The 13,110-nt window shown below is 62.0% G+C and carries 14 protein-coding genes; 8 read left to right on the top strand and 6 right to left on the bottom strand.

The features are described 5' to 3' along the window. Positions 1–19 precede the first annotated feature (19 nt). Positions 20–1,396, bottom strand: a complete 1,377-nt coding sequence (ffh, locus tag TU73_RS17115; protein ID WP_010207982.1) for a signal recognition particle protein — start codon at positions 1,394–1,396, stop codon at positions 20–22. A 232-nt stretch (positions 1,397–1,628) separates the two neighbouring features. Between ffh and TU73_RS17110 the strand changes: the two genes are divergently transcribed. From TU73_RS17110 to TU73_RS17100, 3 genes are all read left to right on the top strand, one after another. Beyond that, complete coding sequence (locus tag TU73_RS17110) at positions 1,629–2,441, top strand: cytochrome C assembly family protein (RefSeq protein ID WP_057013212.1); 813 nt, start codon at positions 1,629–1,631, stop codon at positions 2,439–2,441. 12 nt (positions 2,442–2,453) lie between these two features. Then, positions 2,454–3,692 carry a transporter associated domain-containing protein gene (locus tag TU73_RS17105; RefSeq protein ID WP_057013211.1) on the top strand — a complete coding sequence of 413 codons (1,239 nt, stop codon included), beginning with the start codon at positions 2,454–2,456 and terminating at the stop codon, positions 3,690–3,692. 366 nt (positions 3,693–4,058) lie between these two features. Then, on the top strand, positions 4,059–5,369 hold the full coding sequence (locus tag TU73_RS17100; protein WP_057013210.1) for an MFS transporter: 1,311 nt from the start codon (positions 4,059–4,061) through the stop codon (positions 5,367–5,369). A 103-nt stretch (positions 5,370–5,472) separates the two neighbouring features. On the opposite strand, the gene purT is transcribed toward TU73_RS17100, so the two are convergent. The 5 genes from purT to TU73_RS17075 form a co-directional block, all read right to left on the bottom strand. Continuing rightward, on the bottom strand, positions 5,473–6,654 hold the full coding sequence (purT, locus tag TU73_RS17095; protein ID WP_057013209.1) for a formate-dependent phosphoribosylglycinamide formyltransferase: 1,182 nt from the start codon (positions 6,652–6,654) through the stop codon (positions 5,473–5,475). A 69-nt stretch (positions 6,655–6,723) separates the two neighbouring features. After that, positions 6,724–7,191, bottom strand: coding sequence for a preQ0 transporter (locus TU73_RS17090; protein WP_057013208.1), 468 nt, complete (start codon positions 7,189–7,191; stop codon positions 6,724–6,726). Between the two features lie 148 nt (positions 7,192–7,339). After that, positions 7,340–7,555, bottom strand: a complete 216-nt coding sequence (locus TU73_RS17085) for a DUF1289 domain-containing protein (RefSeq protein WP_057013207.1) — start codon at positions 7,553–7,555, stop codon at positions 7,340–7,342. Then, entirely contained in the window at positions 7,552–8,076 is a 525-nt protein-coding gene (locus TU73_RS17080) for a gamma carbonic anhydrase family protein (RefSeq protein ID WP_005791135.1), read from the bottom strand. The genes TU73_RS17085 and TU73_RS17080 overlap by 4 nt, the downstream gene beginning before the upstream one ends. A 35-nt stretch (positions 8,077–8,111) precedes the next feature. Further along, positions 8,112–8,714 (bottom strand): CoA pyrophosphatase, encoded by a 603-nt coding sequence (locus tag TU73_RS17075; protein WP_057013206.1) that lies wholly within the window; start codon positions 8,712–8,714, stop codon positions 8,112–8,114. A 147-nt stretch (positions 8,715–8,861) separates the two neighbouring features. On the opposite strand from TU73_RS17075, the gene TU73_RS17070 reads away from it, so the two are divergent. From TU73_RS17070 to TU73_RS17050, 5 genes are all read left to right on the top strand, one after another. Beyond that, positions 8,862–9,410 (top strand): NUDIX hydrolase, encoded by a 549-nt coding sequence (locus tag TU73_RS17070; RefSeq protein ID WP_057013205.1) that lies wholly within the window; start codon positions 8,862–8,864, stop codon positions 9,408–9,410. A 37-nt stretch (positions 9,411–9,447) separates the two neighbouring features. Beyond that, the gene (locus TU73_RS17065) at positions 9,448–9,951 is read left to right on the top strand and encodes a L,D-transpeptidase family protein (protein WP_057013204.1); all 504 of its coding nucleotides are present in this window, start codon (positions 9,448–9,450) and stop codon (positions 9,949–9,951) included. A gap of 263 nt (positions 9,952–10,214) precedes the next feature. Next, entirely contained in the window at positions 10,215–10,973 is a 759-nt protein-coding gene (locus TU73_RS17060; protein WP_043046851.1) for a GntR family transcriptional regulator, read from the top strand. Between the two features lie 10 nt (positions 10,974–10,983). Further along, positions 10,984–12,090: an N-acetylglucosamine-6-phosphate deacetylase gene (gene nagA, locus TU73_RS17055; protein WP_057013203.1), complete on the top strand. Its 1,107-nt coding sequence runs from the start codon at positions 10,984–10,986 to the stop codon at positions 12,088–12,090. Further along, positions 12,083–13,093 carry an SIS domain-containing protein gene (locus TU73_RS17050; protein WP_057013202.1) on the top strand — a complete coding sequence of 337 codons (1,011 nt, stop codon included), beginning with the start codon at positions 12,083–12,085 and terminating at the stop codon, positions 13,091–13,093. The genes nagA and TU73_RS17050 overlap by 8 nt, the downstream gene beginning before the upstream one ends. Positions 13,094–13,110: the final 17 nt, after the last annotated feature.

The following is a 13,110-nucleotide window of genomic DNA, read 5'->3' as shown; positions in this document are numbered from 1 at the left end:
GAACTCCCGCTCGAAACTTTTACATTTTCGGCATGCCGCCGCCGGGCAACATACCGCCCATGCCGCGCATCATCTTGGCCATACCGCCTTTGGCGGAGAATTTCTTCATCATCTTCTGCATTTGCTTGTGCTGCTTGATCAAGCGACCGATGTCCTGCACCTGGGTGCCGGAGCCCATGGCGATCCGACGTTTGCGCGAACCGCTGATCAGCTCAGGGTCGCGGCGCTCGGCCGGGGTCATGGAATTGATGATGGCTTCCATCTGCTTGAACTGCTTCTCTGCCGCGCCTTGGGCATTGCCCATCTGCGCCAGGTTCACACCACCGATGTTCGGCAGCTTGTCCATCAGGCCGCCGAGGCCGCCCATGTTCTTCATCTGTTGCAGCTGGTCACGGAAGTCTTCGAGATCGAAGCCCTTACCCTTCTTCAGCTTCTTGGCCAGCTTGTCGGCCTTGTCCTTGTCCAGCGTGGCTTCGGCCTGCTCGATCAGGCTGAGCACGTCGCCCATGCCGAGGATGCGCGAAGCGATACGCTCGGGGTGGAACGGCTCGAGCGCGTCGCTCTTCTCGCCCATACCGATGAACTTGATCGGCTTGCCGGTGATGGCACGCACCGACAGCGCAGCACCGCCACGGGCGTCGCCGTCGACCTTGGTGAGGATCACGCCGGTCAGCGGCAGTGCGTCACCAAAGGCCTTGGCGGTGTTGGCCGCATCCTGGCCGGTCATGGCATCGACCACGAACAGCGTCTCGACCGGGTTGATCGCAGCGTGCAGCGCCTTGATCTCGCCCATCATCTCTTCGTCGATGTGCAGGCGACCGGCGGTATCGACGATGACCACGTCAATGAACTTGAGCTTGGCTTCTTTAATTGCCGCATTGGCAATGTCGACCGGCTTCTGGCTCAGGTCGGACGGGAAGAAGGTCACGCCCACTTCGCCTGCGAGCATTTCCAACTGCTTGATGGCCGCCGGACGGTACACGTCGGCCGACACCACCATCACGGATTTCTTCTTGCGCTCTTTAAGGAAACGCGCCAGCTTGCCGGCGGTGGTGGTTTTACCCGCGCCCTGCAAACCGGCCATCAGCACGACGGCCGGTGGCACGGCGCTGAGGTTCAAATCTTCGTTGGCCGCGCCCATCAGGCTTTCGAGTTCGGCCTGGACGATCTTCACAAAGGCCTGGCCCGGGGTCAGGCTGCGGGACACTTCGGTGCCGACCGCACGCTCCTTGACCGAGTTGACGAAGTCCTTCACCACCGGTAAAGCCACGTCGGCTTCCAGCAACGCCATGCGCACTTCACGCAGGGTGTCTTTAATATTGTCCTCGGTCAGCTTGGCCTTGCCGGTTACGTGGCGCAGCGTCTGCGAGAGACGGTCAGTCAAGTTTTCAAACATGCGCGATCCTTTCAGGCCCTATTCATCGAAATGCAGGTAGACCGAGGTAATGGCGGCCCAGGCTGGGGGAAATCGCTATTAATAACAGCGTTCGCCGAGCCTGCGGCGTGGGCAGGTCGCGGATTATAGCGAAGACTGCGCCCATGCACACCCGCTGTCTGGCCCGGGAGTCTTTCGTGGAGCGCAGGTGTGTGCCAAACTCAGCGCCTTTCGGGCTTGCCTATCAGGATTTATGCTCCCCTTGTCACCCAGTTTGCTACCCAGCCTCGCCGCCGCCATTTTGTATGCCGCTGCGACTCTCTACCAGGGCACTCGTCTGGCCCAAGGCACTAAAGCGGACAAACGTCTGCTCGTCGGCCTTGGCGTGCTGGCCCTGCTGGCCCATGCCGCCAGCCTGTTCACCCACCTGATGACCCCGGTGGGCCTGGGCCTGGACTTTTTCAGCGCCGCCAGCCTGATCGCGGCGGCCGTCATCGCGCTGACGCTGCTGGCTTGCTACCGCATTCCGGTCGAGAACCTGCTGGTATTGCTATTCCCCTTGGGCATGCTGACAGTGCTGCTGGCGCAATTCGCGCCCACTGGCACGGTACAGGTGATTGACGAGGAACCGGGCATCCTTGCCCATATCCTGTTGTCGATCCTCGCCTACGGCATGTTCACCATCGCGGTATTCCAGGCCCTGCTCCTGCTGCTGCAGGACCACCAGCTCAAGCACAAGCACCCGTCCGGGCTGATCAAGAACTTCCCGCCGCTGCAGACCATGGAAAGCCTGCTGTTCGGCTTCCTGTGGGCCGGCTGGACCCTGCTGTCGCTGTCGCTGATCTCCGGCTGGCTATTCGTCGAGAACCTCTTCGCCCAGCACCTGGTGCACAAGACCTTGCTGGCGTGCCTGGCCTGGGTGGTGTTCAGCGTGTTGCTGTGGGGCCGCAACCGCCTCGGCTGGCGCGGGCACAAGGCAATCCGCTGGACCCTGGCCGGTTTCTGCCTGCTGATGCTGGCCTATTTCGGCAGCAAGCTGGTTCGCGAATACATCCTGCATATCTGACGGGCAGCGATCATGGACAACTTGCCCCTGGGGCCGATGCTCGCCGTAATTGCCCTGCTGGTTTTATGGGCGGCGCTGTTTACCGCCATTGAAGCCGCGCAACAACACCTGCTGGCCCTGCGCCCCGGTACACGCCAGGGCGACAAGGCAGCCGCACGCCTGAGCTTCCCGCGCCATAGCCTGATCCTGTGCAACAGCCTGTGCCGTGCCGCGGTGGTGATCCTCTGCACGCTGCTGGCAATCTATGCCTGGGCGCAGAACGGCCCATGGCTGGGCTGGCTGATCTCCTGCGCCCTGCTGCTGATACTGGCTGACTACCTGCCCCGCGCCTTGGCCACCCGCCATCCGCAAGCGGTGCTGGGTTTTGGTAACACCCTGCTGGGTGTACCGCTGAAAATCCTCTACCCCCTGGCCTGGCTGCTCAATGGCATCAGCCTGTTGCTGCTGCGCCCGTTTGCCCGCAAGGCCGGCGTGGTGAAACACAGCGACGAGCCCCAACCCCACCACGACAACGAACCGCAGCCCGAAGCCGACGAAGACCGCATGCCCGGCATGCCTGGTATCCACGCCCTGGATAACATCACCGTCAACGACATCCTGGTACCGCGCAGCGAAGTGGACGGTATCAACCTGGATGACTCGATCGACGAAATCATCGAGCAACTGCGCAGCTCCCAACGCACCCGCCTGCCGGTGTTCCACAGCGATATCAACCAGGTCGAAGCAGTGCTCAACACGCGCCAGGTCCAGCACCTGCTGCCCGACGCCAGCCTGACCAAAGAGGCGCTGCTCGCTGCCTGCCACGAACCTTACTTCGTCCCGGAAAGCACGCCATTGCAACTGCAACTGCTGAACTTCCACAAGCAGCAGCGGCGCCTGGGCATGGTGGTGGACGAATACGGCGAAGTGCTGGGCATCGTTACCCTGGAAGACATTCTTGAAGAGATCGTCGGCGAATTCGAAAGCGACCAGACTGTGGATAACCCGCATATCGAAGCCCAGCCCGATGGCCGCTACATCATCGACGGCGCCGCCTCGATCCGCGAACTGAACAAGAGCCTGGGCTGGCACCTGCCCAGCGATGGCCCCAAGACCCTCAACGGCCTGGTGACCGAAGCCCTGGAAACCATTCCGGATTGCGCGGTGTGCCTGAAGATCGGCCGCTATCGCCTGGAAATCCTCGAGACCGAGGACAACCGGGTGAGCAAGGTATTGATCTGGCATACCAGCCATGTGCCGGTGGCCGCCTGACCTCAGCAGGCTCAACCCGGTCAATGTGGGAGCTGGCTTGCCTGCGATGCAGGCGACTCGGTCCTTCAGTTGAACCGAGGTGATGCTATCGCAGGCAAGCCAGCTCCCACATTGATCCAGTTCCAGGCCATAGATCCTCACCAGCCCCTTGTTGGATCCTTAGCCCCCTTCCTATAATCCCTGCGGCTTACCCAAGCCCCCGCCCGACCGCGTGCTACCCGCACTCAGCGCGTCAAGGCACAGCTTCACCTTGTCCGACCGGTGCCGGCTCCCATCCCGAGCCACCCCGCGCACAACCCTGATCCATGGGTGTTCGACCAATAATAATCCGCGTCCAAACGCGCAATGACCGTCAGGGATACTGCCATGAGCACCACCTACCAAGACGCTGCGACCGCCGCGCCGACCAACTCGACCGCCCGCGTCGCCACGGCGAGCATCGTCGGCACTGCCATCGAGTTCTACGATTTCTATATCTACGCCACGGCTGCCGCGCTGGTGATCGGCCCGGTGTTCTTTCCCCAGAGCTCCGGAACCGCGCAGATGCTGGCCTCGTTCCTGACCTTCGGCATCGCCTTTATCGCACGCCCGCTGGGCTCGGCGTTGTTCGGCCACTTCGGCGACCGTATCGGGCGTAAATCCACCCTGGTGGCCTCGCTGCTGCTGATGGGTGTGTGCACCACCTTGATCGGCTTGCTGCCAGGCTACGACAGCATCGGCGCCTGGGCACCGATTCTCTTGTGCGTATTGCGCTTCGGCCAGGGCCTGGGCCTTGGCGGGGAATGGGGCGGCGCGGCATTGCTGGCGACCGAGAATGCGCCCAAGGGCAAGCGCGCCTGGTTCGGCATGTTTCCGCAATTGGGCCCGTCGATTGGCTTTTTGGCGGCCAATGGTCTGTTTCTGATCTTGGCCATGAGCCTGGATGACGAGCAGTTCCGCAGTTGGGGCTGGCGCATTCCGTTCATCCTCAGTGCTGCGCTGGTGATGGTCGGCCTGTATGCGCGGCTCAAGCTGCACGAGACCCCGGTGTTCGCCAACGCCGTCGCTAAAGAAGCGCCGGTGAAAGTACCGCTGGTAGAACTGTTCAGCCAGCATTGGCTGCCGGTGCTGCTGGGCGCTGCGTCGATGGTGGTGTGCTACGCGCTGTTCTATATCACCACGGCGTTTTCCTTGAGCTATGGCGTGTCGACCTTGGGCTACAGCCGTGAAACCTTCCTCGGCCTGCTGTGCTTCGCGGTATTGTTCATGGGCTTGGCAACGCCGCTGGCGGCGCTGGCCAGTGATCGTTATGGGCGCAGGCCGGTGCTGATCGCTGGCGCGATCCTGGCGATTCTGTCGGGTTTTACCATGGAGCCGTTGCTGACCCATGGTTCGACCTGGGCCGTGGCGTTGTTCCTGGCGTTGGAGCTGTTCTTGATGGGCGTGACCTTCGCGCCGATGGGCGCCATGCTGCCGGAATTGTTCCCGACCCGTGTGCGTTATACCGGCGCTTCGGCGGCGTATAACCTGGGTGGGATTGTCGGGGCGTCGGCGGCACCGTTCTTTGCGACCAAGCTGGTGGCGATGGGTGGGCTGAGTTATGTGGGTGGGTATGTGTCGGCGGCAGCGTTGCTGAGCTTGATTGCGGTGCTGTGCCTGAAAGAAACGCGGGATAACGATTTGAATCGCGTGGTCTGATAGACCGCTATCGGGGGCACGCCGCCTCCTACATTTGAATGTATTCACAAATCTGACTCTGTGAACTGGGTCAAGTGTGGGAGGGGGCTTGCCCCCGATGCTTTTAGAGCTCTACCACCACTGCCTGGGAAGCCCGGGTTGCCTTGGCCCGAGCCGCTTCAATCGACTCATCCCGCGCCAACGCCACACCCATGCGGCGCTGGCCGTTGACCTCTGGCTTGCCAAACAGACGCAACGCCGTGTCCGGCTCGCTCAATGCAACGCCGAGGTTGGCAAACGCCGTCTGGGTCGATTGCCCTTCCACCAGGATCACCGCCGACGCCGAAGGCCCGAACTGACGGATCAATGGGATCGGCAGGCCGAGGATGGCGCGGGCGTGCAGGGCAAACTGCGACAGGTCCTGGGAAATCAGGGTCACCAGGCCAGTGTCATGGGGGCGCGGCGACACTTCGCTGAACCACACCTGATCGCCCTTGATGAACAACTCCACGCCAAACAGGCCACGGCCACCCAGGGCTTCGGTCACTGCTTTGGCAACGCGCTCGGACTCGGCCAGGGCAATCGGGCTCATGGCCTGTGGCTGCCAGGATTCCTGGTAGTCGCCCTTCTCCTGACGATGACCGACCGGGGCGCAGAAGGTGGTGCCACCGACATGGCGCACGGTCAGCAAGGTGATTTCGTAGTCGAAGTCGATAAAACCTTCGATGATCACCCGGCCTTTACCGGCACGCCCGCCTTCCTGGGCGTAATCCCAGGCTTTTTGCACATCTTCTGCGCTGCGCAGCAGGCTCTGGCCCTTGCCCGACGAACTCATCACCGGCTTGACCACGCAGGGGAAGCCCAGGTCCTGGACGGCCTTGCTGTAGTCTTCAAAGGTGTCGGCGAAGTGATACGGCGAGGTCGGCAGATCCAGCTCTTCGGCGGCCAGACGACGGATGCCTTCACGGTTCATGGTCAGTGATGTGGCACGCGCGGTCGGGATCACGGTGAAGCCTTCGGCTTCCAGTTCCACCAGGGTCGCAGTGGCAATGGCTTCGATTTCCGGCACGATGAAATGCGGTTTCTCCGCCTCGATCACCGCACGCAGGGCGGCGCCGTCGAGCATGTTGATCACATGGCTACGGTGCGCCACCTGCATGGCTGGCGCGTTGGCGTAGCGATCCACGGCAATCACTTCAACGCCCAGGCGTTGCAGCTCGATTACCACTTCCTTGCCCAGCTCACCGCAGCCACACAGCAAAACGCGGGTCGCGGTTGGCGACAATGGAGTTCCGATTCGGGTCATCTCAGGTCCTCAGGGGAGCGGATCATGGGGAGAAAGGCCGGCATTTTACATGAACTGCAAGAATTGGCCTCAGTTGGCGACGGCGCGCTTGCGCAGGCGCCAGGCCATGATCAACCACACCACCGTGACCCCGGCGAACTTCGACACCAGCGCAGTACCGGCCACCGCAGGCGTCAGCGCACCGATCAGGCCGAAGAAGATAAAGGTATCGAGGGGAATGCTCAGCGCCGAACTTATCCACAGGCGGTCATGCAGGGGGCGCCTGGTGATGCTGAACACCAGCCAGTCGATGCACTCGGACACTGCGAACGCCGTGGCACTGGCCAGGGCGATGGACGGGTCGGAGGTGATATACGACAGCACCAGCGCCGCCAGCATGGCGATGATTGCGCCATGGCCGAAGCGGGTTTGCACCATATCGCGCAGGATGAAGACCAGGCCGCCCCAGGCGGACCAGATGATGTCCAGGTGTGGGGCGGTGGAGAAGGCGAAGTTGATCAGCACGACGCTGCTGATGTAGGCGATCAGGAAGAACATGGAGGATGAACCTGTGGGCAATGCCGCACAGGGTACACAATTACAAGGATGTCGTCTGGCAGGGCCTCATCGCAGGCAAGCCAGCTCCCACATTTGAAGGTATTCACACATCAAGGGTGGGAGCTGGCTTGCCTGCGATGGCGGCCTGTCAGGCGCCAGATTTCCCAGGGGTCATCCACACCATCCCACTCGCCACCGCCCGCTCATGGCACAACCCCAGCACCACCCGGCGCTCGGCGTTATCCATGCGGCTCCAGCGCGTGATTTCATCCACATTGCGCTGGCAGCCGGTGCAGATGTCGTCATCATCCAGCGCGCAAATACTCACGCACGGCGAGGCAACAGGCCGTTCAACCGCACTCATTCTTCCTGCTCAACCAAGTCTCGGGCATAGCGCTGCGAGTTATGCACATAGTGCGCGGCACTGGCCTCGAGCATACGTTTCTGCGCCTCGGTCAGCTCACGCACGACTTTGCCAGGCGAGCCCATCACCAGCGAACCATCAGGAATCTCCTTACCTTCGCCGATCAGCGAATTGGCGCCGATGATGCAATGTTTGCCGATCTTGGCGCCGTTGAGGATCACGGCGTTGATGCCGATCAAGCTGTAGTCGTCGACGCTGCAGCCGTGCAGCATGGCGTTATGGCCGATGGTCACGCCGGTGCCGAGGGTCAGCGGGTAGCCCATGTCGGTGTGCATCACGCTGCCGTCCTGCACGTTGCTGTTCTTACCGATCAGGATCAGCTCGTTGTCGCCGCGCAACACCGCGTTGAACCAGACGTTGGCGCCCTCCTCCAGCTTGACCTTGCCTACCAGCGTGGCATTCGGTGCTACCCAACTGTTGGGATGGGTCTCGACACGGGCGTCGCCCAGGCGGTATTTCATGGTTTTTCCTCACGGCTCGCCATTCAAGCGATGGCTTAGATATTGGTGAAGCTCTTGGGCGGTTGGTGCAGGCTGATCTTGGCGTCGTCATAGAGCAGATTGATCAGTTCGACAATCATGATCGCCGTCAGGCCCCAGATCTTGTATTCGCCGAACCGGTAGCTGGGCACGTACCAACTGCGGCCCTGGTAATCGATCCGATGGGTATGTTCGCGTGGGTCCTGTCGGAAAAACTCCAGGGGTACGCTGAAGACGGCGGCGATTTCGGCGTCGTTGGCCAGGTATTCGACGTAATCGGGAATGACGCCGACGTAGGGCGTTACGCGAATGCCATGCAGGGAAATCAATGGGCTCAACGGCCCGATCACCTCCACCAACCCGGGTGGCAGGCCGATTTCTTCTTCGGCCTCGCGCAAGGCGGTGAAGACCAAGTCCGGGTCGTCAGGGTCGCGGCGCCCGCCAGGAAAGGCCACTTCGCCACCGTGGGTCGACAGGCCGCTGGCGCGCAGGGTCAGGATCAGCTCAGGTTCGTCACTGCGGGTAATCGGCACCAGTACCGCGGCCTCGGGGAAACGCCCGTCAGTTTCCAAGGTGTGAGGGGTGTGATTGCTTACCCGGCGAAGTAGCTCGTCCAGCATGAGTCATCTCGGTCTGTTGGCTACCTTGCATCATGCACCAAAGCGGGCGGGCGCCCAAGCCCAAAACCCGGTGCATGTCGCGAAACGACAACTTGCAGGAACGCCCGGCACCAAGCCAAGATGTGCCCATTCTCCAGGAACCCCAGCATGAATTTCTGCAGCCAGTGCGGTAAACCGGTTATCCAACGCGTTCCCGAGGGCGACGTACGCCTGCGTTATGTGTGTGATCACTGCTCGACCATTCATTACCAGAACCCCAATATCGTCGCCGGCACCGTGCCAGTCTGGGGTGATCAAGTACTGCTCTGCCGCCGCGCCATCGAACCGCGCCTGGGTTACTGGACCCTGCCCGCAGGCTTTATGGAAAACGGCGAGACCGTGGAACAGGCGGCCATGCGTGAAACCCTGGAAGAAGCCTGTGCCCGGGTGCGTAACCTGAGCATCTACACCCTGATCGATGTGCCGCACATCAGCCAGGTGCACATCTTCTATCGCGCCGAGCTGATCGACCTGGACTTTGCCGCAGGCCCCGAAAGCCTTGAGGTGAAGCTGTTCAATGAAGCCGACATCCCTTGGTCCGAGCTGGCTTTCCGCACCGTCGGGCGTACCTTAGAATGCTTTTTCGCTGACCGTCGGCAGCAACTGTTCCCGGTGCGCAGCGAGTCGGTGCCACCGATGACGCGCCCAGCCAAATAACCTTCCAGGCAGCACCTTTATCAGGGATACCGTTTCAATGCGTTGGTTGCTTGTTCTTATCTGCCTGTCGTTCGCCACGCTGTCCCCAGCCTCCACGGTGGAAACCCTCGGCGGTAAAACCGTCGAGAAAGTCCTGGTGCTCAAGTCCGCCCACCAGTTGCAACTGATCAACGACGGCAAGCCCCTCAAGACCTATCGCATCTCCCTGGGCAAGAACCCCAAGGGCCACAAGCTGATCGAAGGCGACCGCCGCACGCCCGAAGGTCTCTACTGGATCGACTGGCGCAAGACCAGCGAGCGCTTCAACCTGGCCATGCACATCTCCTACCCGAACATCAGCGACGCCGCCCGCGCCCGCCGCGAAGGGGTGAAACCGGGCAGCATGATCATGATTCACGGCACCCCCGACACAGAAGACTACCCGGAGCAGTGGTTCCACACCCTGGACTGGACCGACGGCTGCATCGGCATGCGTAATGTGGATATGCGTGAAGTGTGGAACCTGGTCAAGGACGGCACCCTGATCGAGATCCGGCCGTAATCTCGTACCGTTCGTAAATTAATTCGAAAATAATTCCTGCCCCTGGCAGCGCCTGCCGGTGAATACCAGTTCACCGCGCGGGACCCTGCACTTGTGCGCGCCACAAAGACCTCTCTAATACCACTTGATACCAAGCCCCATTAAAGAGCCCAGGAACCGGGGTTCGCACCGTTTTGGCAGCATTGACATGGTATTTAAGTGGTATTAATTTCCGGCCATTACCGGGCGACAACACTCCAATAACCGCATCGGAAACTTCACAGATGAATCCCATCCTGACGCTGCGCCCCGACGACAAGCAATCCACGCCGCTGTACCTGCAATTGGCCCGCAACCTTGAAGCGGCGATCCATGCCGGCCAGTGGAAATCCGAGCAGGCCTTGCCATCGGAACGCGCCCTCAGCGAGCAGTTAAGCATCTCGCGGGTCACCGCCCGCAAAGCCTTGGAAGTGCTGTTTGCCCAGGGCCTGATCCGGCGCAGCCAAGGCTCTGGCACCTTTATCACACCGCGCCTGGAACAGCCCTTGTCGCGTTTGTCGGGGTTCAGCGAAATGCTGCGGCTCAAGGGCTTTGTTCCCACGTCACAGTGGCTGGAGCGCGACATCACCCCGCCGACCCACGAAGAGCTGATCCGCCTGTGCCTGTCGCCCACCGACAAAGTGGCGCGCCTCAAGCGTTTGCGCAAAGCCGATGACACGGTGATGGCGATTGAAATGACCGCCATGCCCGCCTCGGTGTTGCCGCACCCGCAAGCCATCGGCAATTCGCTGTACGAATACCTGGAAGGCATCGGCAAGCCCATCGTGCGCGCCCTGCAACATATCCAGGCAATCAATGCCTCGGACGAATTCGCCAAGCTGGTGGGCATCGCCCCCGGCACCGCCATGCTGCTGATGACCCGCGTTGGCTACACCGCCGACAACACGCCGATTGAAATTACCGATACCTACTGCCGCAACGACTACTACGACTTTGTCGCAGAGCTGCGTCGCCACGACTATTCCGCTGAATTGCGACTCTAGAGAACTGCCCATGCCAGAAGACAATATTCTCACGCCCAGTGGCTGGATTCGCGGCCGCCTGGTGCACGAGCACGGCAAGGTGGTTGCCATCGAAGGCACGCCTTGCGACCCGGCTGACAACGACCTGCCCTACCTGCTGCCAGGCTTTATCGACCTGCATGTGCACGGCGGTGGCGGTGCCGACATCATGGAGGGGGCAAACGCCTTCGAGACCATTACCCGCACCCACGTGCGTTTTGGGACCACCTCGCTGCTGGCCACCACCATGACTGCCCCGGTGGATGAAATCTCCCAGGTCCTCAGTGAACTCGGCAGCTTCTGCGAGCAACGCCCTGCCGGCAGTGCGCGGGTGCTCGGTGTGCACCTGGAAGGCCCCTATATCAACCCAGGCAAACTCGGCGCCCAACCCAACTTCGCCCATACCGCGCTGATGGCCGAAGTCGAAGCCTATTTGCGCCTGGCGCCGATCCGGGTAATCACCATCGCACCGGAAATCGCCGGCCATGACGGCCTGATCCGCGCCCTCAGCGAACGCGGCGTGCGCATGCAGATCGGCCATACCCTGGGCAGCTATGAAGAAGGCGTCGCCGCCCTCGCCGCCGGCGCCACCAGCTTCACCCATTTGTACAACGCCATGAGCCCGCTGCATCACCGCGAACCCGGCATCGTCGGTGCCGCGCTGGCCCATGCCCAATACGCCGAGCTGATCCCGGACCTGCTCCACGTACATCCCGGCGCCATGCGCGTGGCCCTGCGCGCGATCCCGTGCCTGTATTGCGTCACCGACTCCACCGCTGCCGCCGGCATGCCCGACGGCGAATACAAGCTGGGCAGCCACACCGTGACCAAATGCCTGGGTGGCGTGCGCCTGGCCGACGGCACCCTGGCCGGTAGCACCCTGACCATGGATCAGGCGCTGCGCAACCTGGTGAAAATCGGCCTGCCCATCAGCGAAGCCTCACAACGCCTGTCGCAATTTCCTGCGGACTACCTGGGCCTGGAAGAACGCGGCCGCCTGCAGCCCGGCAGCTTTGCCGACTGCGTGCGCCTGGACCGCTCACTGACACTCACCGACGTAATGGTCGAAGGAGACACCATTGACTTCAAAAATGCTTGAAGAGGCTTTGGCCTCCTGCGACGCCGTTGCGGCACAACTGCAGCGCCTGAATCCCATGCTGGAAGAAGTTGCCGGGCGCCTGCGTCGCCAACCGCCGCAAGTGGCGATGACCATCGCCCGTGGTAGCTCCGACCACGCCGCCAGTTACTTCGCCTACCTGGCCATGCAGCATGTGGGCATCCCGGTGGCGTCGTTGCCGATGTCGGTGGTGACCCTGTTGCAGGCGCCGATGAAGGTCAGCGGCCAGGTGGCGTTTGGGTTCTCCCAGTCGGGGCAGAGCCCGGATCTGGTCAACAGCCTGCGCCTATTGCGCAAGCGCGGCGCCCTGAGCATCTCGCTGGTGAACGCCGAAGACTCGCCGCTGGAAGCCGCCTGCGAATTCCACGTGCCACTGTGCGCCGGGCCGGAACTCAGCGTGGCCGCCACCAAGAGCTTTATTGCCACCCTCAGCGCCAGCGCGCAGTTGATCGGCCACTGGAATCAGGAAGCCGACCTGCTGCAAGCCTGCCAGGCCTTGCCCGATGGCCTGCGTGACGCCGCCAGACAGGATTGGCGCACGGCCATCGACGCCCTTAAAGATAGCCAGCGCTTGATGGTGATCGGCCGTGGCGCCGGGTTTGCCATCGCCCAGGAAGCCGCGCTCAAGCTCAAGGAAACTTCGGCGATCCAGGCCGAAGCCTTCAGCAGCGCCGAGGTGCGCCATGGGCCGATGGCCTTGATCGACAAGAACTACCCGCTGTTGGTATTCGCCCCACGCGGCGCCGAACAAGCCGGCCTGTTGAGCCTGGCCGCCGATATGCGCCAACGCGGCGCCCGCGTATTGCTGGCCGCGCCGGACGATATCGCCGAGCGTGACCTGACCCTGAGCCGCGCCGAACACCCGAGCCTGGACCCGATCCTGGCGATCCAGAGCTTCTACGTGATGGCCGCCGGCCTGGCTGAGGCACGGGGCATGGACCCGGACCAGCCGCGCCACCTGAGCAAAGTCACCCGCACTCACTAAAGCGGCGTTTTCCTGAT

The sequence above is a fragment of the Pseudomonas libanensis genome, from assembly GCF_001439685.1.
In the GTDB taxonomy this organism is placed as follows: domain Bacteria; phylum Pseudomonadota; class Gammaproteobacteria; order Pseudomonadales; family Pseudomonadaceae; genus Aquipseudomonas; species Aquipseudomonas libanensis.
This window is presented reverse-complemented; position numbering and strand designations above follow the sequence as displayed.